Raw genomic sequence first — 19,558 nt, 5'->3', positions numbered from 1 at the left:
CATCACCCTATGTTGAGCCAAAAACTTGGTGGGCGTTACCAGATCATTTCGCATTTAGGCGGTGGAGGTTTTGGGCAAACCTATTTAGCAGAAGATTGGCACCTACCTGGTCAGCCTAGATGTGTTGTCAAACAGCTCAAACCCCGGGTGACAGATAGCCTTTCCTTTGAGGCGGCTCAGCGGTTGTTTGATACCGAAGCTTCAGCACTTTATCAGTTGGGTTGTCATAATCAGATTCCTCGCTTACTGGCCCACTTTGAAGAAAATAAGCAATTTTATCTGGTTCAAGAATATATAGAAGGGGTGCTGCTGAGCGATGAGCTAACACCGGATAATCTGCTGAGCGAATCTCAGGTGATTGAGCTGTTGCAAGATATTTTGAAAACGCTGGCTTATGTACATGAAAATCAGGTTATTCATCGTGACATTAAGCCTTCTAATCTTATTCGGCGACACTCTGACCAGAAAATCATTCTGATTGACTTTGGTTCAGTCAAACAGGTCAGCAACCAACCCATTGAGGAAGACGGCCAGCTCAGCATCACCATTGCTATTGGTTCAATGGGCTACATGCCCAATGAGCAGCTAGCCGGACAACCCTGTTTGAGCAGTGATATTTATGCGGTTGGCATGTTGGCCATTCAAGCCTTGACCGGGATTGAGCCAAAGCGTCTGCGTAAAGATCCCAAAAATAGCGAAGTTCTCTGGCGCGAACAAGTTGCCATCAGCCCAGAAATGGCCGAAGTTTTGGACAAAATGGTGCGCTATGACTACCGCCAGCGCTATCCCACTGCAATAGAGGCATTGACCGCCCTCAGTGAGTTAACCAACGAGACGTTGGCTTTAGAGCCAGTCGCTACCCTACCTGCCCTGGGCGAAAATATAGCCTGGTTAGAACGAGGCGATGAGCTTTTTAGCCAAAATCGCTATCACGAAGCTCTAGCCTGCTACGAAAAAGTGCTGCAATCTGAAAGCAAAAACTATGAAGTGTGGTTTAAGCAAGGGCTAGCACTAGAGAATTTGCAGCACTTTGAAGAGGCCATTGTGGCTTACGACCGGGTGCTACAACTGCGACCCGATGATTATTTAGCCTGGTTGAAGCGAGGGAAAGCCCTAGAAGCCCTAGAACGCTATGAGGGGGCACTAGCGGCTTATGAAGAAGTAGCTCGAATTCAGCCTGAAAATTATTGGGTATGGCACGATCGCGGTCAGATTTTAGAAAAGCTACAAGATCTAGAAGAGGCTATTCAAGCTTATAACCGCGCTATTCAGCTCAAGCCCGATTTTCAGTCAGCCAAAGAGCGCCGCAAAGCCATTTTGCTGCAGCTCAAGCGGGTTGACCATCTCTATCAACTACAGCACTACGAAGAGGCGATCGCCGCCTGCGAACGAGCCATTCAAGAAAATCCTGAAGATGCTTTGGCGTGGCTAATGCAGGGTATGGCCTTAGAAAACTTGGGTCAGGATTGGGAGGCAGCCCTTTCTTATAGCCGCGTGGTAAAGCTACAGCCTGAAGATCACGTTGCCTGGTTTAAGCTGGCGCACGTTTTAGAAAAAGTTGGTAAATATCAAAAAGCGGCTTTGGCGTATGGTCGTGTGGTTAAACTCCAGCCTCACAATTACTGGGCTTGGCACCAACAAGGCAAAGTTTTAGAGCAGCTCAAAGACAGCCAACGAGCGATCGCCGCTTATAATCGAGCCATTCAAATCAAACCAGACTTGCAAGCAACGTTGCAAGCCCGACAACGCCTCCTGAAAAAAATGGCGAACGGAGACGATACCCACTCCCCAAAGCTGAGAGCTAGAAAAGCGATCGCCGCCAGTGATGTTGCTCCCCAGTCAGCATAGAGAACAGTTTGGCCAGATTTGGTTCGGTGCTACCCCAGAGGCTGAAACGCTTTACTATCATGAGGAGGTGTGCGCCGTTTAGCCAGCCCTTTCTTTATGTCTCAAAGCGATCCCATTTCTACAGTTCAAGCCGCTCAAACTCAAAATGGACGGAATGGGCACTCGCCTGCTGTTTTGGCTCAGGAAGATATTATTCGCATTCGAGGGGCGCGGCAGCACAACCTAAAAAATATCAATTTAGAGCTACCCCGCAATCGCCTGATTGTCTTTACGGGTGTATCTGGATCGGGCAAATCGTCGCTGGCTTTTGACACAATTTTTGCTGAGGGACAGCGCCGCTATGTAGAATCGCTCAGTGCCTACGCCCGCCAATTTTTAGGACAGGTTGATAAACCCGATGTCGATGCGATCGAAGGGTTAAGTCCTGCCATTTCGATCGACCAGAAGTCAACTTCCCATAACCCTCGCTCTACCGTAGGAACCGTCACAGAAATTTACGACTATCTGCGACTGCTGTTTGGCCGCGCGGGGGAGCCGCACTGCCCCATCTGCGATCGCTCTATTGCGCCTCAAACCATTGACCAAATGATCGATCAGGTGATGGCGCTGCCCGATCGCACCCGTTTTCAAATTTTGGCTCCGGTTGTTCGGGGCAAAAAAGGGACTCATAAAAAGCTGCTGTCAGCCCTAGCTGCGGAAGGATTTGTCCGGGTGCGGGTAGATGGTGATGTTCGCGATTTGAGCGACAACATTGAACTAGACAAAAACTACAAGCACAATATTGAGGTAGTTGTCGATCGCCTGGTTAAAAAAGACGGCCTGCAAGAGCGTCTAGCCGATTCGCTAGCGACCTGTCTGCGTCGGTCAGAAGGAATTGCCATTATAGAACTGGTCGAAAATGCGGCGCAGTCGGCGGAAAAGGTGATGTCTCTCTCTGATCGGCTACCTGCCGATCAAGCGTCGAGCGCGATCGCCGCTGAAGTGACCGCCGAATATCGCACTCCCAGTGAACTGGTTTTTTCTGAGAACTTTGCCTGCCCCGAACATGGGGCTGTGATGGAAGAACTCTCGCCACGTCTGTTTTCTTTCAACTCTCCCTATGGAGCTTGCCCCCATTGTCATGGACTGGGTAGCCTGCGCACGTTTTCTGCCGAACTGGTGATCCCCGATCCGACGTTGCCTGTCTATGCTGCGATCGCACCTTGGTCTGAAAAAGACAACACCTATTACTTTTCCTTGCTTTACAGCGTCGGGCAGGCATTTGGCTTTGAATTACAAACAGCTTGGGAACAGCTTACCCCAGACCAGCAGCAGATTATTTTGCATGGCTCTGACGAAAAAATTTATATCGAAACCGACTCCCGCTACCGAGAACAGCGCGGCTACCACCGTCGTTACGAAGGTGTTTTGCCGATGCTAGAGCGGCAGTATCGCGAAACCAATTCCGAGGTGTACAAACAAAAGTTAGAAAAATACTTAGTCAACCAAACCTGCGAAGTTTGTCAGGGTACCCGCCTAAAACCCGAATCCCTGGGCGTCCGCATTGGCCTCTATAACATTCACGACCTGACCAGCGTTTCGATTCGCGACTGCCTCAGCCGGATTAAAGCCCTAGTGGGCGACCAGGGAGCGCCGCCGCTGCTGTCTCACCGCCAAATGCAAATTGGCGACTTAGTTCTCAAAGAAATTTGTGCCAGACTGCAATTTTTACTAGATGTGGGCTTAGATTACCTGACACTCGATCGCACGGCTATGACCCTATCGGGTGGTGAAGCCCAGCGTATTCGCCTAGCCACTCAAATTGGCTCAGGGCTGACAGGGGTACTCTACGTCCTCGACGAACCCAGCATTGGTCTACATCAGCGAGACAACGATCGCCTGCTGCAAACCCTGCACAAATTGCGTAACCTGGGCAATACCTTAATTGTGGTCGAACACGATGAAGACACCATTCGAGCAGCAGATCACCTAGTCGATATTGGCCCCGGTGCTGGCATTCATGGCGGTAGTATCGTGGCGCAAGGCGATTTGTCAGCCCTGTTGGCGGCAACAGATTCACTCACGGGAGCCTATCTTTCGGGTCGCCTCAAAATTGACACTCCGGCTGAACGCCGCCCCGGCAATGGCCGCAAGCTCCAAATCCAACAGGCTTACCGCAACAATCTCAAAAACCTGAGCGTTGACATCCCCTTAGGAATGCTGGTTTGCGTTACAGGCGTTTCTGGCTCTGGCAAGTCTACGTTGGTCAACGAGCTGCTACACCCGGCTCTGCAACATCACTTTGGCCGCAAAGTGCCCCAGCCAAAAGAAATGGAGGATATCAAAGGGCTAAAAGCGCTGGATAAAGCCATTGTGATTGACCAGTCTCCTATTGGCCGAACGCCGCGATCTAACCCAGCAACCTATACCGGGGTATTTGACGTTATTCGTGAGCTGTTTGCCGAAACGATTGAAGCCAAGGCGCGGGGCTATAAGCCTGGGCAGTTTTCTTTTAACGTTAAAGGGGGGCGTTGCGAAGCCTGTGGTGGGCAGGGGGTCAACGTTATTGAGATGAACTTTTTACCCGATGTCTATGTGCAGTGCGAGGTCTGTAAAGGTGCCCGCTACAACCGTGAAACTTTGCAGGTTAAGTATAAAGACAAGACGATTGCCCAAGTGCTAGATATGACAGCGGAGGAAGCCGCTGACTTTTTCCAGAATATTCCGAAGGCCATTAGCCGCCTGCAGACAATGGTTGATGTTGGTTTGGGCTATGTGCGCTTGGGGCAAACAGCGCCAACCCTTTCGGGGGGTGAAGCTCAACGGATGAAGCTAGCCTCTGAGTTGGCTCGCCGCTCAACCGGCAAAACGCTTTATCTAATTGATGAACCCACAACTGGTCTGTCGTTTTATGACGTTCATAAGCTGCTTGATGTCGTACAACGGCTGGTTGATAAGGGCAATTCGGTGATTATGATTGAGCATAATCTCGACGTCATTCGCTCAGCCGACTGGATTATTGATTTAGGCCCAGAAGGGGGCGATCGCGGTGGCGAAGTCATTGCCGAAGGAACACCAGAAGCGATCGCCGCTCACCCTAACTCCTATACAGGGCACTACCTCAAACAAGTTTTGCAGCAGCATCCTCCGGTTAAAAAGGTAGCGTCTGAAGCTCACTAGCCGCGTTTGCCAGGTTTAACCTGCCAAGTCAGGGCAGTCGGTTTTTGCGGCTGGTGTCATTTTTGTTTCTCCTAAGGGGCGCAAAATTATCGCTAGCTGGTTGGCAGCCAAACTATCCTTTTCAATTATTTTTAATCACTTGTAAACAGGGCCTTTGAATGCCACTAGGTTAATTTATGAACAGTTTGCTTTTGGGTTTAGGTGGCTTGCTTTCGTCTAGCTCGTTTATTCCCCACGGACATTGTTATCTTTGGCAGCCCGGTCTGGTCTGGCTGCATGTGTTGTCAGATGCTTTGATTGCGCTGGCTTATTATTCTATTCCGCTGATGCTGGTTTACTTTGTGCGGCAGCGGCGCGATATACCTTTTCCCTGGCTGTTTATTCTTTTTAGCCTTTTTATTGTTTCTTGTGGCACCACCCACTTGATGTCCATCTGGACACTTTGGCACCCAACTTACTGGCTTTCTGGCTTGACCAAAGCTGTGACGGCAGGCGTCTCGGTGCTGACAGCGGTAGTGATGATGCCGCTGATTCCGGTAGCGCTCACCCTACCAAGTCCAGAACAGCTCAGAACCACCAACAAAGCCTTACAAGCGGAAATTGCCGATCGCAAGCGGGCGGAAGCCACCATTCAAGCCCTCAACGCTGATTTAGAACGGCGAGTCGAGCTGCGTACGTTGGAATTGCAACAAACCAACGAGCAGCTAGAAAAAGAAGCGGCAGAGCGGCAGCAGGCTGAACAAACCCTTCAGTTTCGGGCAAGTGAGCTGTTGCAGCTTAATCAAAAACTCTTGCGAACGACCAAGCTATTAAAACACCGCAACAAAGAGCTAGATCAGTTTGCCTATGTGGTGTCTCATGACCTGAAAGCACCTCTACGGGCGATCGCCAATTTATCAGACTGGATTATAGAAGACCTCGGCGAACAGCCCTCCAAGGAGGTGCAAAAACAGATTGCTTTGCTTCAGAGTCGTATCCTTCGCATGCAAAACATGATTGACGGACTGCTGCAATACTCGCGAGCCGGACGAGCCGAAATGCCAGCTCAAGCCGTTGATTCTGGCAGACTGCTAGCCGAAGTGATTGATTCAATCGCCCCTCCACCAGAGTTTGTCATTTCAGTCGATGCCCATATGCCTATTTTGTTTGCTCAACCGTTACTACTGCAACAGGTCTTTTCCAATCTGATTAGCAACAGCATTAAGCATCACAAGCGATCGAATGGCTACATTCAAATTCAGGTCAATTCTCAAGCAGAATTTTATGAGTTTATCGTTTCTGACGATGGCCCTGGCATTGCACCCGAAAACCACGACAAAGTGTTCAGCATTTTCAAAAGCTTCAACAAAAAGCTAGACACAACGGAAAGTACAGGTATTGGCTTGTCAATTGTGAAAAAAATTGTTGAAGCTGAGGGTGGCCAAATCTGGCTAGAGTCGCAGCTAGAACAAGGCACAGCGTTTCATTTTACCTGGCCTAAGCAAGTTCCTGTTGCAGAGGAAAATAACACCGACGCCGACAAAACTGAAAAAAATGAGATGTCTGGCGATTTATCATCGAGCAGTTTCTCTTAGTTAGAAACAAACGGATAAAGGCGACTACATCAGATTGACTAATCGCTCAACCGGAAGACATCCGCAAATAAAGACTTTTCAGTTGGAATTCGAGCCGGGTCGGGAGAATCATAAACCACTAACAGACCATCTTCGTGCCCCAAACAAGAAAAGAGCGCTAAGCCTTCAGCGTGGTCAGAACCGATGGTAAACGGCAGGTTGAAGATTACCCGCAAAGCTCCAGAGTCTTGATCCCAAAGTGTGTTTTGGCTGTGATCGAGGACATCCTGCAGCCGGAACACCTGCATAGCGCCTTCAAGATCCATCGTTGGCCCTGCCAGAATAATTAAATCGCCTTTGTACAAGCACAGCTCTCTCACCCCCAGGCCGTTGAGATCGACAAAGTGCTTGCGATAGAGCGCACCTTTGCCCAAGTCCTTCAGGGTTAGAACCCCCGTCTCGGCTTCTTCTAACTCAACTTCTAAAATGATGGCCCAGCCGCGCAGCACAGGTCCCCGTAGCCCTAAAAAAACCTGATTGCCGTAAACGGCTAGCCCTTCAATATCTAAGCCGTTATCTTTTGAAGGCAGATTCATCGCTAAAAATGGCCCCAAATGTTCGTCGGTAGCTAGTGCATTCATCAGGGCATTGCTGTCTTCTGTCTTCTGCAACATGGCCGATGAAAGCTGATCGGCAGGGGCATCTGAGCGAGCAAAAGAGTTAACAGGCTCGCCATTGATGACGGGAATGCGAGCCAGCAGATAGCGATTGGGATCTTTTTCGACTTCTGATAGGCGACGAATATCTTTTTTAATCTTTTTGCCTTTAGTTTTGTTGCGCTTCAAACTATGGGAACCAATGATCCAGAGATAGCCATCTGCGTAGTCTAAACCTTCGATATCGACTTCGGAGTCTGGATCAAACAGATCGACAAAATCGCTGAGTTGAAAAGATTTGTGATCGCCATAGATGCAATCACCCAACGGTGAAAGACGCTCAATGGTAGTGAATTCATCAGAACCAACCCATAAGCTGCCGTCAGGGGTGCGGGCGATCGCGGAAATTTCCTCGCGCAGATCTTCTGAATCGTTGTTAAATTTCAACAGTACGCGACTGAGTAAAAAGCCGTCTGGCATAAATTTTAAGGGTCATGAACCGTAACACGTTGTTCCCTTATAAATCGCTGTTGCCCATCTAGCCTCTACCACAAGTAGGGACATCAAACCAAACGCGCTTTCAAGCTTAAAAAATTAGACAAAGCGGGTCAAATCAATCCGATAACGTTGCTTTTTAGTAACGCCAATCTCACCAATCTGTAGCCGCCCTTTGCCGCGAATCGCGACCAAATCTCCTGACTTCAGCGCGTAGCTTGCCTGCGTGATCGCCTTCCAATTCACGCGCACGTCGCCAGCATCAATCATATCTGCCATTTTGCTACGAGACATGCCAAAGCCCGCCGAAGCGACTGCATCCAAGCGTAAAGAGGCTTCTACCGTTGTCATCTCTTTCTTCTTGGGTTCTCTGACTTTAAGTTGAGAAAACTCAATCTGCTGAGTTTTTATCGGCACCGATCGCACCTGAGTCAGATTTGTCGCCAGAAATTCTACCAGTTCCGGCACAACGATCGCCTGTGCCCCCCGTTCACCCAAGACGAGGATGTCGCCCACTTTGTCTCGTACCAAACCCGTACCCAGCATAGCTCCCAAAAAGTCGCGGTGAGTGGCTGGATCGAAGAGAAAATTACCAGCCATATTGATCACCGCCAAGGGAACCTGGGTTGTCTCTAGCGGAAAATCAGTCCGGGCGATCGCTAGCCTTTGACGCTCAGCTTGCGGATAGCCCCCCCAGGCCAACAAATGAACATCGGTGAGGCGTTGAAATATTGTTTGGGCTTCAGCCAGTTCTGGCGGTGAAAGAAAGTCAGTCACGACCACTTCCCAGGTGCGAATAGCCTGCTCTGCTTGGTCGATCACGCGGGCTAACGTCTGGCGATTTTCAACTTGTTTGAGTAATTCGTCCCTAGGCAACATTAAATGTGAGGCTCTGTCTCCAAATTGTGAATGAAAGCTAACCAACCGTTCAACACGTTCAACCGGGGATGGGCTTATCTGCGATCTTAGCTTGATTTGAGCGGCGCAGTCGGCTGTAAAAGAGCCGCTTAGCTGCTGTTAGCGATTAAAGCCCCAAATCGCCACCGACTAACCCACGACGCTAACTGTCTGGGTAACGCTCTTGATCTAACGTCTGCGTCCGCTTAGCGTAGATATTTTTGATGTGTTTTTTGACCGTATTCACCGAAATGTAAAGCTGGGCAGCAATTTCTTCATAGTTGTAATTTGAACGCTTTAGCTGCCAAACTTCTGCTTCACGCGGTGTCAGTTGAAAACGCTGAGCTTCGGCGATCGCGGCCAGTTCTGCCAGCTTTTTGCAGTCTTCTAGCGTGACCAAAAGGCAAGATTGTCCGGCTGCTTCAAACTCAATCCACTGGACGCGAACCCGAATGGTAATGTGATTGGCAGCTTGCAGACTGTCTTCAATCACAAAAACTTTGTTAGGAAACAATTCCCGGCTTTCAATTAAAGATTCGCAGAGGTGCCAGATAGCTTTAGGAACTGACTGCGTACACCCTTCTGTTTGTTGTAAATATCGACACAGCTTAGCCGCACAATGATTGGCATGAAGAACTTTTCCTGCAAGCGAAAGAATTAAAATTCCATCGCTTAAAGCTTCAATCACAGCTTTTAGTAACAGCGATTTGGTTTGTTTGGAAGGTTTTTTATTTTCCAAATCAAGGGCTTGGAAAAAATCTGAAACAGGAATAATCGAATTCATAAGCGGGAAACCTAGCTAAAGAAACAAGGATTGACCCTGATTCCGTTTGGAGGGCATGTTAAAACCCTCAGCCTGGAGGCATTGTCCTTCGCACAGCCTATGACAGAAGAACAACTGTCATGGTAGGGGTAATGTCTTCTTCAGAAGAAGTTATCCCGGTTTCGCAGGTTTCTATTAAACTTAATGACGCTTCAAAACACAGAAAAGCCGACGGTAGCGTTACAATCGTTGCCAGTCCTTAAGTAACAGCAATTGGCTATTGTGCTCGTTCTCAAGTGTCGTTTATCGGATGAAGTCAATCGCTTACCTGACTTTAGATTGTCGTTAACTGCAGAAGAGCGATCGCGATCGCGTCATCGCTTTACTGCAGACAATGGTGAAGCCGTCTACCTGAATTTGCCGCGCGGCACCCATTTGCGCGGGGGTGACCTGCTCCATGAGGGCAATCTGGACGCGCTAGTACAGATTGTCGCCAAACCAGAACCCATCCTGACCGTCATGGGTACTACACCGTTAGATTTGTTGCGAGCGGCTTATCATCTGGGTAATCGCCACGTCCCGCTAGAAATCACGCCCACGTATTTGCGGCTAGCTGAAGATCAGGTACTGGCCGCAATGCTACAGCAGCTAGGTTTGCAGGTGATGAACGAAACCGCCCCCTTTGAACCCGAAGTAGGCGCTTACCAAAGTCATTCTCATGATGCCTAAGGCAGCGTTGCTGAGGTTGCTGCAGCTTGCCAGTCCAGCGTTACCCGTCGGTGCTTACAGCTATTCAGAGGGGCTAGAGACGCTGGTGCAGCAGGGCACATTGCCGAATGCTGACGCCGTTTCTCACTGGCTGGAGCAAGAGCTTCGCCGGGGGGGCGTACGGCTAGAAGCTGCTGTCTTGCTGCGGTGTCAGGCTGCTATGGGCGATGGCGATCGCGCTGCTTTGCAATATTGGAACCAGTGGCTCTCGGCGGCTCGCGATACGGCTGAACTTCGGGCGCAAAGCTGGCAGATGGGGCGTTCGTTAAGTCGCCTGCTACAGAGTTTGCACCCCGAACTTGAGCCAGCGATCGCTGTTTGCCTGCCCCACTGCAACTTTGCTGCCGCCTTTGCCATCGCCGCCGCTTATTGGCAAATTGAACCAGAAGCCGCCCTTTTAGGCTACCTGCAAAGCTGGGCTAACAACCTGGTGACCGCAGCCGTCAAACTAGTTCCCCTGGGGCAAACGGCAGGCCAACAAATTCTACTCAACCTTTGCCCTAGCTTAGAAGCCGCCGCCCACAGCATTGCGCAGCTTGAAGATGAGAATTTAGCCACTAGCAGTTGGGGTTGGGCGATCGCCAGTATGCAACACGAAACTCTCTACAGTCGGTTGTTTAGGTCATAACGACTGAGGCAATAGAGGCAGGGAAGCCGTACCTCGCTTGCTGCCGTAAAAAGCGATCGCTTTGGCGGCGCTACCTTCCCCTAGGCTGCCTCTTGACAACGCCTCCTTCACCCCTAACCATTAACCTTTAACCCCTCATCAAGACACCCATGACCCCTTTCCGTGTGGGCATTGCTGGCCCGGTTGGTTCTGGCAAAACAGCTCTGGTAGATGCGCTGTGTAAAGCGATGCGCGATCGCTATCAGATTGCCGTCGTTACCAACGATATTTACACCCAAGAAGACGCTCAGTTTTTGGTCAAAAGTGCCGCTTTAGATCGCGATCGCATTGTTGGCGTCGAAACCGGGGGGTGTCCTCATACCGCCATTCGAGAAGACGCCTCAATTAACCTGGTGGCCATTGAGGCGCTCGAAGCTCGATTCAATTCCTTAGATTTGATCTTGGTCGAAAGCGGGGGAGATAATCTGGCTTCTACCTTTAGCCCCGAACTGGTAGATTTAACGATTTATGTCATTGACGTTGCCGCAGGTGAAAAAATTCCGCGCAAAGGTGGGCCAGGAATCACCAAATCAGACTTGCTGGTTATCAACAAAATCGACCTTGCGCCTATGGTTGGGGCTGACTTGAGCGTTATGGAGCGAGATGCCAAACGGATGCGAGGCGATCGCCCCTTTGTATTCACAAATCTTAAGCTTGGTCAGGGTCTAAAAACCATTGTCGAGTTTATTCAATTTCATGGCTTTGTCGAAACGGCTGAAACGGCTGATTTATAAGCTTGTGTAACCGCTAGCGGCTGCTATGCGGTAGGCGATCGCCCCCGTAAATTAACCGCAAAAATTAGTTTTTCCGTATTTTCTACGGCCTAAGGTAGTTGCAAATACGACAAAAACCCTGATACCAGCGTTTTTTGGTATCACAAGATACAATTATTTGGCTTCGCTAATTCTAATATCACTAACCGTTGCAACTGCTTTCAAAGGCTGGTTAAGTCAGAGGAGTGAAGGGTCAAATATGGCAGCGAATTTCAACAGACGGAAGTTTTTACTCTATGGTTCCGCAACGCTAGGCACAAGCATTTTGCTCAAGGCCTGCGGTGGGGGCGAAACAACCCCAGACGGAACTGAAGCGTCAACCCCTGATAGTGAGCAGTCATCGGCCGCAAGCGGTGACACCATCAAGGTGGGTATTTTGCACTCCCTCAGCGGCACCATGGCTATCAGTGAAACCACTGTAGTTGAAGCTGAACAGCTGGCAATCAAAGAAATTAACGAAGCGGGTGGCGTTCTGGGCAGACAAATCGAAGCGATCGTCGAAGACGGCGCTTCTGATTGGCCAACTTTTGCCGAAAAAGCAGAAAAGTTGATTGATCAAGACCAAGTAGCAACCGTTTTTGGCTGTTGGACTTCAGCCAGCCGCAAAGCAGTACTGCCCGTCTTTGAGTCTAAGCAGCATTTGTTGTGGTACCCGGTGCAGTATGAAGGGCAAGAATGTTCGCAGAACATCTTCTACACCGGAGCAGCCCCCAACCAGCAGATTGAGCCTGCGGTTGAATGGCTGATGGAAAACAAGGGCGAACAGTTCTTCCTGGTTGGCTCTGACTATGTTTTCCCTCGTACAGCCAACACCATCATCAAAGAGCAGGTAGCTGCCCTCGGTGGCGAAATTGTCGGTGAAGACTATCTGCCCCTAGGGAACACCGAAGTTACCCCCATCATCACCAAAATCAGAGCAGCCCTGCCCGATGGTGGCGTCATCTTCAACAGCTTAAACGGAGATAGCAACGTTGCCTTCTTTAAGCAGCTTCAAGGCGCTGGCTTGACCCCTGACAAGTACCCCGTTATGTCAGTCAGCATTGCAGAAGAAGAAGTTCGTCAGATTGGTAGCGAGTTCCTCATTGGCCACTACGCAGCCTGGAACTACTTCATGACCGTAGACAACCCTCAGAACACCCAGTGGGTAGCAGACTTCCAGTCAGAGTACGGCGACGATCGCGTCACCAATGATCCGATGGAAGCGGCTTACATCATGGTCTACATCTGGAAGCAAGCCGTTGAACAAGCGGGCACCACTGATATTCCGGCTGTGCGCGAAGCAGCCTATGGTCAAACCTTTGAAGCGCCTGAAGGCTTAGTGACCATGAATCCGAATCACCACCTGTCGAAGACGGTGCGAATTGGCGAAGTGCGCGACGACGGTCTGTTTGAGATCGTTTGGTCTACCGAAGGCCCCATCGATCCGGTGCCCTGGAACCAGTATGTTCCTGATACTAAAGGCTTTGCCTGTGACTGGTCTGATCCAGCCAAAGGTGGCAAGTACCAAACCGAAGGAGCTTAACCGCTATTTAGTTTTCTAGATAGCTTAGTCAAACGAAGCTAAGGGAATCTAGAAAGTGTCTTTCATGACCTTCTCTAGGTTCCCTTTCTTGTAAGTTAGAGGTTCTTCGGGTTAAAGCTTATTCCTAAGCTCGTTAGGAAGCATTTTCCTGCCAAGTAGTTGACTGGGTTAAAAGTTGTGTTACTTGAAGGCTTAATTGGTGGCCTGTTTAACGGGATTAGTATTGGCGCAGTGCTGTTGATTGTGGCTCTGGGTCTAGCAATTGTCTTTGGTCTGATGGGTGTTATCAACCTGGCTCATGGTGAGTTGATGATGCTGGGTGCCTACACCACCTATGTGGTGCAAAATGGCTTCCGAACCATGGGCGAATCGGCGCTAAACTTCTACATTTTTGTGGCTTTGCCGCTGTCTTTTCTGGTGGCTGCTTTGGTTGGCTTGGCGCTAGAGCGAGGCGTGATTCGCTATCTTTATGGGCGACCGCTAGAGACGTTGCTGGCAACTTGGGGGGTCAGCCTCATCTTGCGGCAGTTTGTCCGTAGCGTCAGTTGGGCTATGGTGATAGGGCTAATACTCTTTTGCGGCTTGTTTTTTGGCGGACGCTGGCTACTTCAACGCCGTCAGCAGCAGGTCGCCAATTGGATGTCGGCTGTTTTGCTGTTGCTATCAGCAGCGATCGCCCTCATTGCGGGTATCTTGATCAATCAAAATGCCGGAACGGCGCTAACGCGTCCTTGGTTTAGCGCTCGTAACGTCGATGTTACGCCGCCTGTCTGGTTGCGCGGTGGGTTAGCCCTTGGCAATACGCTACAGTTTCCCTACGCGCGGCTGTTCATTATTGTGCTGACGGTTGTTTGCCTGGTGGGTGTGTATTGGTTCTTGCAGCGATCGGCCTGGGGCTTGCGAATTCGTTCAGTGACGCAGAATCGCAGCATGAGCGCCTGTTTGGGCATTCCAACAGAGCGTGTAGATGCGTTAACCTTTGCCTTGGGTTCTGGGCTGGCGGGAATAGCCGGTTGCGCGGTGACGCTGCTCGGTTCGGTGGGGCCTAACCTTGGCTCTAACTACATCGTCGATGCTTTTATGGTGGTAGTGGTTGGCGGCGTTGGTAAGCTGGTTGGCAGCATCGTGGCAGCCATGGTGATTGGCATTATCACGTACCTAGTGGGTTCGGGGACGCTGGCGCTCATATTGACCCCGTTTGCAGGCATGCAGCCGCTGGTGGACTTTTTTACCTTTTTTGCTACCACCAGCATGGCCAAGGTGATGGTTTTTGCTCTGATTATTGCTTTCCTGCAAATCAAGCCCGCAGGCATGTTTCCCCAAAAGGGACGAACGGTTGAGGCGTAGGAGTAAACATGGCAACCGATATCTTGACTCGCCCCAGACGGGGCCATTTGACAAAGCGTCGCCTGTTAGTAGAAGCAGGTATGGTCGTCGCGATCGCGCTGATTTTAATTCTGATTGTGCCAGCCGTGATCTCAGGCTTTCGCTTGGGGCTGTTGGGGCGATTTCTGGCACTGGCCATTGTTGCCCTCGGCATCGACCTAATTTGGGGCTTTACCGGGTTGCTGAGCTTGGGGCATGGCATCTTTTTTGCCCTGGGCGGCTATGCTTTTGCCATGTATCTGCAACTCAATACGCTGGCAGAGGGTCAACTACCCGATTTCTTTAGCCTCTATGGGGTAACCGAGTTGCCCTGGTTTTGGCAACCGTTTTACTCGCTGCCCTTTACCTTAGTGGCTTTGGTACTGATTCCCAGCCTAGTGGCTGGCATGCTAGGCTACCTGGTGTTTCGTAATCGCATTCGCGGCGTATACTTTTCGATTTTGACCCAGGCAGCCCTGGTGGTCTTTTTCAACTTTTTCAACGGTCAGCAAAAATTAATCAACGGCACCAACGGTCTCAAAACCGACACCAGCACCTTTTGGGGCAATCAGGTGGGCAGCGCCGAAATGCAGTTTACGTTTTACGTGCTGACGGTTGTTTTTCTGGCTTTAATGTATGCCCTGTGTCGCTGGTTAACCAGTGGTCGCTTTGGTCGCATGTTGGTTGCCATTCGCGACGATGAAAACCGGGTACGCTTTTCGGGCTACGACCCCACCAGTTTTAAGGTGCTGGTGTTTGCCGTTTCTGGGGCGATCGCGGGGATTGCGGGTGCCCTTTATACGGTGCAGTCTGGCATCGTTTCGCCACAGTATATGGATATTGCCTTTTCGATTGAGATGGTTATTTGGGTAGCCGTGGGCGGACGAGCCACCCTAGTCGGGGCAATTTTAGGAGCCGTCTTAGTCAACCTAGCGCGAACGCTGCTCAGCGAAAATTTTCCTGAAGTCTGGCTGTTTTTTCAAGGCGCGCTCTTTTTGCTGGTTGTAACAGCCTTGCCGGATGGTCTGGTTGGCTGGCTACGCTATCGTTTAGGCAATCGCGTGCGAGCCTGGTTAGGGCCATCGCGATCGGTGGTGACTCCGCCTTTGTTAGAGCTAGACCCTAACGTGCGAGAAGAAAAGCGAGAAGCGATCGACAAACGCTAAGTGGCTATTTTTGCTTCACCTAATTTGTGGATAAAATCGTGAGCGCAAAGATTTTAGACATTGAAAACGTGACCGTCAGCTTTGACGGCTTCAAAGCCCTCAATAACCTCAACTTCAGCATGGACGAGGGCGAACTGCGGGTGATTATTGGCCCCAACGGCGCGGGTAAAACGACTTTTCTAGATGTGATTACGGGCAAAGTTCAGCCCACTGAAGGCAAAGCTCGGTTCAAAGGCAAAGACCTGAGTAAGCGGTCTGAACACGAAATTTCTCGCTTAGGGATTGGCCGTAAGTTTCAAACCCCGCGAGTTTACCTCAATCTCACCCCGCGCGAAAATTTGGAACTATCCTGCAATCGCAGTAAAAATGTCTTTGCTACTTTGTTCCAAAAGTTGCCCAGCGCCGAGCGTCGTACCGTCGGTGGTTTGTTAGAAACAATTGGCCTAGCAACCAAAGCCGACATTCCAGCCGCTTTGCTGTCGCACGGTGAAAAGCAGTGGCTAGAAATTGGCATGTTGGTAGCTCAGTCGCCCGACCTGCTGTTGGTCGATGAACCCGTTGCTGGGTTAACAGACGAAGAAACGGCAAAAACTGGCGAACTGCTGCTGTCGCTGGCACAAAGCCACTCCATTGTGGTAATTGAACATGACATGGAGTTTGTGCGGCAGATTGCGCGGCAGGTGACGGTGCTGCATGAAGGCAGCGTCCTCTGCGAAGGTACGATGGGCGAAGTTCAAAACGACCCCCGCGTGATTGAGGTGTATTTAGGCGCTCAAGAAGAAGCCGTTTAACGCCGTTAGCAAGGGATGCCCAACAACGGCAGCTACAGCCTTTTTAGGCCAGACTCAGCACCAAGTTGTCGCGGTGAACAACTGTTTCTGCCCCTTCGTAACCCAGAATGGCCGCAATTTGATCAGAGCGTTTTCCCCGAATTTTTTGCAGTTCGTTGTGGCTGTAATTGACTAAGCCGCGAGCAATTTCCTTACCCGTGCGATCGCAAAGCTGTACGGCATCTTGAGGCTGAAATTCACCTTCGAGTTCAGTAATACCCGCCGCCAGCAGCGATCGCCCCGCCTGCACAATTGCTTTAACGGCTCCTTCATCTAGATACAACCGTCCGGCTGGCACTAAGCCGTGGGCAATCCAGCGTTTGCGGGCGTTGGCCAGCGGAGGCTGAGGGGCAAAGTGGGTACCCAGGTCTTCCCCTTGTAAAATTCGGGTGAGATTGGGTGGTGTTTTGCCGTCGGTGATAACGGTGCGAATTCCAGCCGTTGTGGCAATGCGGGCGGCTTCAATTTTGGTCACCATTCCGCCTGTACCCCAGTGAGTACCGCGATCGCCCACTTCAACCTGTAACTCAGCCAATTGTGCCACTTTATCTACTAGGCTAATTGGGCGAGCATCCGGGTTCGATCGCGGATCTGCCGAGTACAGCCGATCTACATCGGTGAGCAAAAATAGCCAGTCAGCGTTGACCAGGCTAGCAACCTGCGCCGAAAGCGTATCGTTGTCGCCAAACTTAAGCTCGTCTACAGCCACCGTATCGTTTTCATTGACGATAGGAATCACGCCCAACTGCAGAAGCTGGCGAAAGGTACGGTAACTGTTAACATAGCGCGATCGCTGCACCAAGTCGCTACGCGTTAGCAACACTTGGGCAATCGGTTGCCCCAACGTGGTAAACAGATCGTCATAAACCCGCATCAACCGTCCCTGTCCGACAGCGGCTACCGCCTGCTTCATTGAAATTGAGCGTGGGCGCTCAGTTAACCCCAGTCGCGCGCAGCCAACGCCTACCGCCCCAGAAGAAACCAAAATCACTCGATGCCCTTGCTGACGCAGCGAACTCAAAGTTTCCACCAGGCTCGCAATGGTAGAGAGGGCTAGGTGCCCGCTGGGGGTTTGGGTGAGGCTAGAAGTGCCAATTTTGACAACTAAAGTCTGAGACGAAGGCATAGTGACTGACATTAACAAAGGCGCTAGCTTCGCAAAGCCAACGCCCTATGAGTTTATAAAATTGTATTGAAACTCCAGGATCTTTATAAAAGCCGATCCCGTTGAATAGTTATATTCTCCTACCCCCCTGTTAGCGAGGTTATGTTTCATAATGTTTTCTTTATGTTTAGGCGATTAGACAAAAGTAAAGAAAGGTATCAAAAATCCAGCCGCGATCGCCATTATCCCTTTTGAGACTAAGGCGCTTTAAGCGAAATGCCGAGAAGCTGAGAAATCCAGACTTCACAGGTACGAATGGGATGCTGGCGCATTTTTCGGGCGGGATTGACCATCGGCTCCACCAAAATAGTAAACATGCCCAGCCGATTTCCAGCCAAAACGTCTGTGAACAAGCGATCGCCCACCATTGCAATGCGGCCAATCGGCAAGTTCATAGCTGCAGTAGCCTTTCTGAGTTTGCGGCGCGAAGGCTTACCAGCCCCGGTAATATAAGGCACTTCCAGCGCTTCAGCAATGCGGCGAATGCGATAGCTGTTCATGTTATTGCTTACCAGCCACAAACTCACCAGCGGTTTAAGCTGCTCAATCCATTGCTGTAGCTCAACGGTGGCCTGGGCTTCGTTAAACGGCACCAGCGTTTCATCCACGTCTAACACCAGACCTTGCAAATTGTAGTCTTTAATCAGAGCAGGCGTGATCTGAAAAACCGGCCCGCCCAGCACCAGATCGGGCTGTAACCACTGTATCCAAAACATTACATCCGGGGAGTAAAGGGTTTTCTTAAAAAGGTAGCGGTAATCTTATACCACTTTTACTGGCGGGTTAGTTAGTCGAGGGTGAATCCTCTGGCCGATCAATTTCATCTCGAATTTGAGCCTGAGCCGCTTCGTGTTCTTGTAGCGTCCGGCTAAAGACGTGCGTACCGTCATAGCGGGCAACAAAATACAAGTAATCTGTCTCAGCGGGGTTAAGGCTGGCTTCCAAACTCGCCAAGCCTGGATTGGCAATGGGAGTTGGCGGCAACCCGGCATTGAGATAAGTATTGTAAGCGTTAGGGGTTTGAACTTGAGACAGCGTTAATGGATTCTCAGGGGTCTGACGAATGCCCAAGCCGTACTCTACAGTCGGGTCAGCCCCCAGCGGGATACCCGCCGCTAATCGATTGCTAAAGACACCAGCAATTAGCGACCGCTCTTCTGGAATAACAGCTTCTTTCTCCACAATGCTAGCCAACGTTACCCAGTCGAGCAACTCCATCGCTGGCGCTTGAGCCTGATAGATCGGTAAAGCCGTATTTTCAAAGCGATCGAGCATTAAAAACATAATGGCTTCAGGGGTAACCTGCTCTGCCGGGATTTGATAGGTATCTGGAAATAAAAAGCCCTCTACATGGGGAATTTGCTCAGGCAGCCAGGGATATCGCTCGACTGGAATCGTTTCAGTAAGCTGCAAAAACTCTTCAGCCGTGAAAAAGCCTTCCGCAGCTAAAGCGCTGGCAATTTGCTCTCGGTTCCAGCCTTCAGGAATGGTAAAGCTACGGGTTACCACATCCCCAGACCAAAGGATGTTGGCAATATCTTGTAAGGATTGAGCCGGGGAGAGAACGTAGGTGCCCGCCTGATAGCCGCCTTCGGGTTGGCGAAAGAGCTGCCAGCGCGTCCACAAATCCCAGGCGGTAGAAGAGCGAATCACACCCGCTGCCTCTAAATCACGGCCAATTTGTTGGCTAGAGGTGCCTAAAGGAATTTCAATTTGCACCGAAGAGGTTAACCCCTCGCTGCTGCTCTCCGCCGCCGAAAAAGGTTCCACCGGATCGGTGGCCCAACTCCACCAAGACCAACCTTGCCAGCCACTAAAGGCGATCGCGGCGGGCAGCAAGAGTAAATAAAACAGCCCTTTCCAGACCCGTGATTTCATAGCGGTACCTAATGAGTCCTCTAGAAATTGCGCTGGCGCCTTCATACCCTGAC

16 protein-coding genes are annotated in these 19,558 nt (G+C 50.5%); 10 read left to right on the top strand and 6 right to left on the bottom strand.

From position 1 onward, the window contains the following. Nucleotides 1-9: 9 nt before the first annotated feature. The 3 genes from ACTS3T_RS14195 (at nt 10) to ACTS3T_RS14185 (ending at nt 6,581) form a co-directional block, all read left to right on the top strand. Complete coding sequence (locus tag ACTS3T_RS14195) at nt 10-1,848, top strand: tetratricopeptide repeat protein (protein ID WP_377960542.1); 1,839 nt, start codon at nt 10-12, stop codon at nt 1,846-1,848. Between the two features lie 96 nt (nt 1,849-1,944). Then, on the top strand, nt 1,945-5,007 hold the full coding sequence (uvrA, locus tag ACTS3T_RS14190; RefSeq protein ID WP_377960600.1) for an excinuclease ABC subunit UvrA: 3,063 nt from the start codon (nt 1,945-1,947) through the stop codon (nt 5,005-5,007). A gap of 176 nt (nt 5,008-5,183) precedes the next feature. Further along, nucleotides 5,184-6,581, top strand: a complete 1,398-nt coding sequence (locus ACTS3T_RS14185) for a sensor histidine kinase (protein WP_377960540.1) — start codon at nt 5,184-5,186, stop codon at nt 6,579-6,581. 38 nt (nt 6,582-6,619) lie between these two features. Here ACTS3T_RS14185 and ACTS3T_RS14180 read toward each other — a convergent pair whose 3' ends face one another. From ACTS3T_RS14180 to ACTS3T_RS14170, 3 genes are all read right to left on the bottom strand, one after another. Continuing rightward, on the bottom strand, nt 6,620-7,696 hold the full coding sequence (locus ACTS3T_RS14180) for a DUF3616 domain-containing protein (RefSeq protein ID WP_377960538.1): 1,077 nt from the start codon (nt 7,694-7,696) through the stop codon (nt 6,620-6,622). A gap of 114 nt (nt 7,697-7,810) precedes the next feature. Then, complete coding sequence (locus ACTS3T_RS14175; RefSeq protein ID WP_377960536.1) at nt 7,811-8,590, bottom strand: photosystem II S4 domain protein; 780 nt, start codon at nt 8,588-8,590, stop codon at nt 7,811-7,813. A gap of 181 nt (nt 8,591-8,771) precedes the next feature. After that, nucleotides 8,772-9,392 (bottom strand): helix-turn-helix transcriptional regulator, encoded by a 621-nt coding sequence (locus tag ACTS3T_RS14170; protein ID WP_377960534.1) that lies wholly within the window; start codon nt 9,390-9,392, stop codon nt 8,772-8,774. Nucleotides 9,393-9,653: 261 nt separating this feature from the next. Here ACTS3T_RS14170 and ureE point away from each other — a divergent pair, with 261 nt between their 5' ends. The 7 genes from ureE (at nt 9,654) to urtD (ending at nt 16,423) form a co-directional block, all read left to right on the top strand. Next, nucleotides 9,654-10,100 (top strand): urease accessory protein UreE, encoded by a 447-nt coding sequence (ureE, locus tag ACTS3T_RS14165; protein WP_377960598.1) that lies wholly within the window; start codon nt 9,654-9,656, stop codon nt 10,098-10,100. Next, on the top strand, nt 10,090-10,767 hold the full coding sequence (locus ACTS3T_RS14160; RefSeq protein ID WP_377960532.1) for an urease accessory protein UreF: 678 nt from the start codon (nt 10,090-10,092) through the stop codon (nt 10,765-10,767). Before ureE ends, ACTS3T_RS14160 begins: the two co-directional genes overlap by 11 nt. Nucleotides 10,768-10,916: 149 nt before the next feature. Further along, the gene (gene ureG / locus ACTS3T_RS14155) at nt 10,917-11,540 is read left to right on the top strand and encodes an urease accessory protein UreG (protein WP_377960530.1); all 624 of its coding nucleotides are present in this window, start codon (nt 10,917-10,919) and stop codon (nt 11,538-11,540) included. Nucleotides 11,541-11,778: 238 nt separating this feature from the next. Further along, nucleotides 11,779-13,101, top strand: coding sequence for an urea ABC transporter substrate-binding protein (gene urtA, locus ACTS3T_RS14150; protein WP_377960528.1), 1,323 nt, complete (start codon nt 11,779-11,781; stop codon nt 13,099-13,101). 177 nt (nt 13,102-13,278) lie between these two features. Further along, on the top strand, nt 13,279-14,448 hold the full coding sequence (gene urtB / locus ACTS3T_RS14145) for an urea ABC transporter permease subunit UrtB (protein ID WP_377960526.1): 1,170 nt from the start codon (nt 13,279-13,281) through the stop codon (nt 14,446-14,448). A gap of 8 nt (nt 14,449-14,456) precedes the next feature. Next, nucleotides 14,457-15,632: an urea ABC transporter permease subunit UrtC gene (gene urtC, locus ACTS3T_RS14140; protein ID WP_462935224.1), complete on the top strand. Its 1,176-nt coding sequence runs from the start codon at nt 14,457-14,459 to the stop codon at nt 15,630-15,632. A 38-nt stretch (nt 15,633-15,670) separates the two neighbouring features. Then, nucleotides 15,671-16,423: an urea ABC transporter ATP-binding protein UrtD gene (urtD, locus tag ACTS3T_RS14135; RefSeq protein ID WP_377960522.1), complete on the top strand. Its 753-nt coding sequence runs from the start codon at nt 15,671-15,673 to the stop codon at nt 16,421-16,423. A 43-nt stretch (nt 16,424-16,466) separates the two neighbouring features. Here urtD and proB read toward each other — a convergent pair whose 3' ends face one another. The 3 genes from proB to mltG form a co-directional block, all read right to left on the bottom strand. Continuing rightward, nucleotides 16,467-17,588 carry a glutamate 5-kinase gene (proB, locus tag ACTS3T_RS14130; protein ID WP_377960520.1) on the bottom strand — a complete coding sequence of 374 codons (1,122 nt, stop codon included), beginning with the start codon at nt 17,586-17,588 and terminating at the stop codon, nt 16,467-16,469. A gap of 236 nt (nt 17,589-17,824) precedes the next feature. Beyond that, nucleotides 17,825-18,343 (bottom strand): YqeG family HAD IIIA-type phosphatase, encoded by a 519-nt coding sequence (locus ACTS3T_RS14125; protein WP_377960518.1) that lies wholly within the window; start codon nt 18,341-18,343, stop codon nt 17,825-17,827. A 67-nt stretch (nt 18,344-18,410) separates the two neighbouring features. Continuing rightward, on the bottom strand, nt 18,411-19,505 hold the full coding sequence (gene mltG, locus ACTS3T_RS14120; RefSeq protein WP_377960516.1) for an endolytic transglycosylase MltG: 1,095 nt from the start codon (nt 19,503-19,505) through the stop codon (nt 18,411-18,413). Nucleotides 19,506-19,558: the final 53 nt, after the last annotated feature.

The sequence above is a fragment of the Almyronema sp. genome, from assembly GCF_052168255.1.
GTDB classification, from domain to species: domain Bacteria; phylum Cyanobacteriota; class Cyanobacteriia; order Phormidesmidales; family Phormidesmidaceae; genus Sphaerothrix; species Sphaerothrix epifaneia.
Note: the sequence above shows the minus strand (reverse complement) of the source record. Positions and strands in the feature narration are given on the sequence as shown.

What these genes read in the sequence shown, in the direction of transcription:
- ACTS3T_RS14195 (WP_377960542.1), top strand. Translation starts at nt 10, where the DNA reads ATGTTGAGCCAAAAACTTGGTGGGCGTTACCAGATCATTTCGCATTTA.
- uvrA (WP_377960600.1), top strand. Translation starts at nt 1,945, where the DNA reads ATGTCTCAAAGCGATCCCATTTCTACAGTTCAAGCCGCTCAAACTCAA.
- ACTS3T_RS14185 (WP_377960540.1), top strand. Translation starts at nt 5,184, where the DNA reads ATGAACAGTTTGCTTTTGGGTTTAGGTGGCTTGCTTTCGTCTAGCTCG.
- ACTS3T_RS14180 (WP_377960538.1), bottom strand. Translation starts at nt 7,696, where the DNA reads ATGCCAGACGGCTTTTTACTCAGTCGCGTACTGTTGAAATTTAACAAC.
- ACTS3T_RS14175 (WP_377960536.1), bottom strand. Translation starts at nt 8,590, where the DNA reads ATGTTGCCTAGGGACGAATTACTCAAACAAGTTGAAAATCGCCAGACG.
- ACTS3T_RS14170 (WP_377960534.1), bottom strand. Translation starts at nt 9,392, where the DNA reads ATGAATTCGATTATTCCTGTTTCAGATTTTTTCCAAGCCCTTGATTTG.
- ACTS3T_RS14160 (WP_377960532.1), top strand. Translation starts at nt 10,090, where the DNA reads ATGATGCCTAAGGCAGCGTTGCTGAGGTTGCTGCAGCTTGCCAGTCCA.
- ureG (WP_377960530.1), top strand. Translation starts at nt 10,917, where the DNA reads ATGACCCCTTTCCGTGTGGGCATTGCTGGCCCGGTTGGTTCTGGCAAA.
- urtA (WP_377960528.1), top strand. Translation starts at nt 11,779, where the DNA reads ATGGCAGCGAATTTCAACAGACGGAAGTTTTTACTCTATGGTTCCGCA.
- urtC (WP_462935224.1), top strand. Translation starts at nt 14,457, where the DNA reads ATGGCAACCGATATCTTGACTCGCCCCAGACGGGGCCATTTGACAAAG.
- proB (WP_377960520.1), bottom strand. Translation starts at nt 17,588, where the DNA reads ATGCCTTCGTCTCAGACTTTAGTTGTCAAAATTGGCACTTCTAGCCTC.
- ACTS3T_RS14125 (WP_377960518.1), bottom strand. Translation starts at nt 18,343, where the DNA reads ATGTTTTGGATACAGTGGTTACAGCCCGATCTGGTGCTGGGCGGGCCG.
- mltG (WP_377960516.1), bottom strand. Translation starts at nt 19,505, where the DNA reads ATGAAATCACGGGTCTGGAAAGGGCTGTTTTATTTACTCTTGCTGCCC.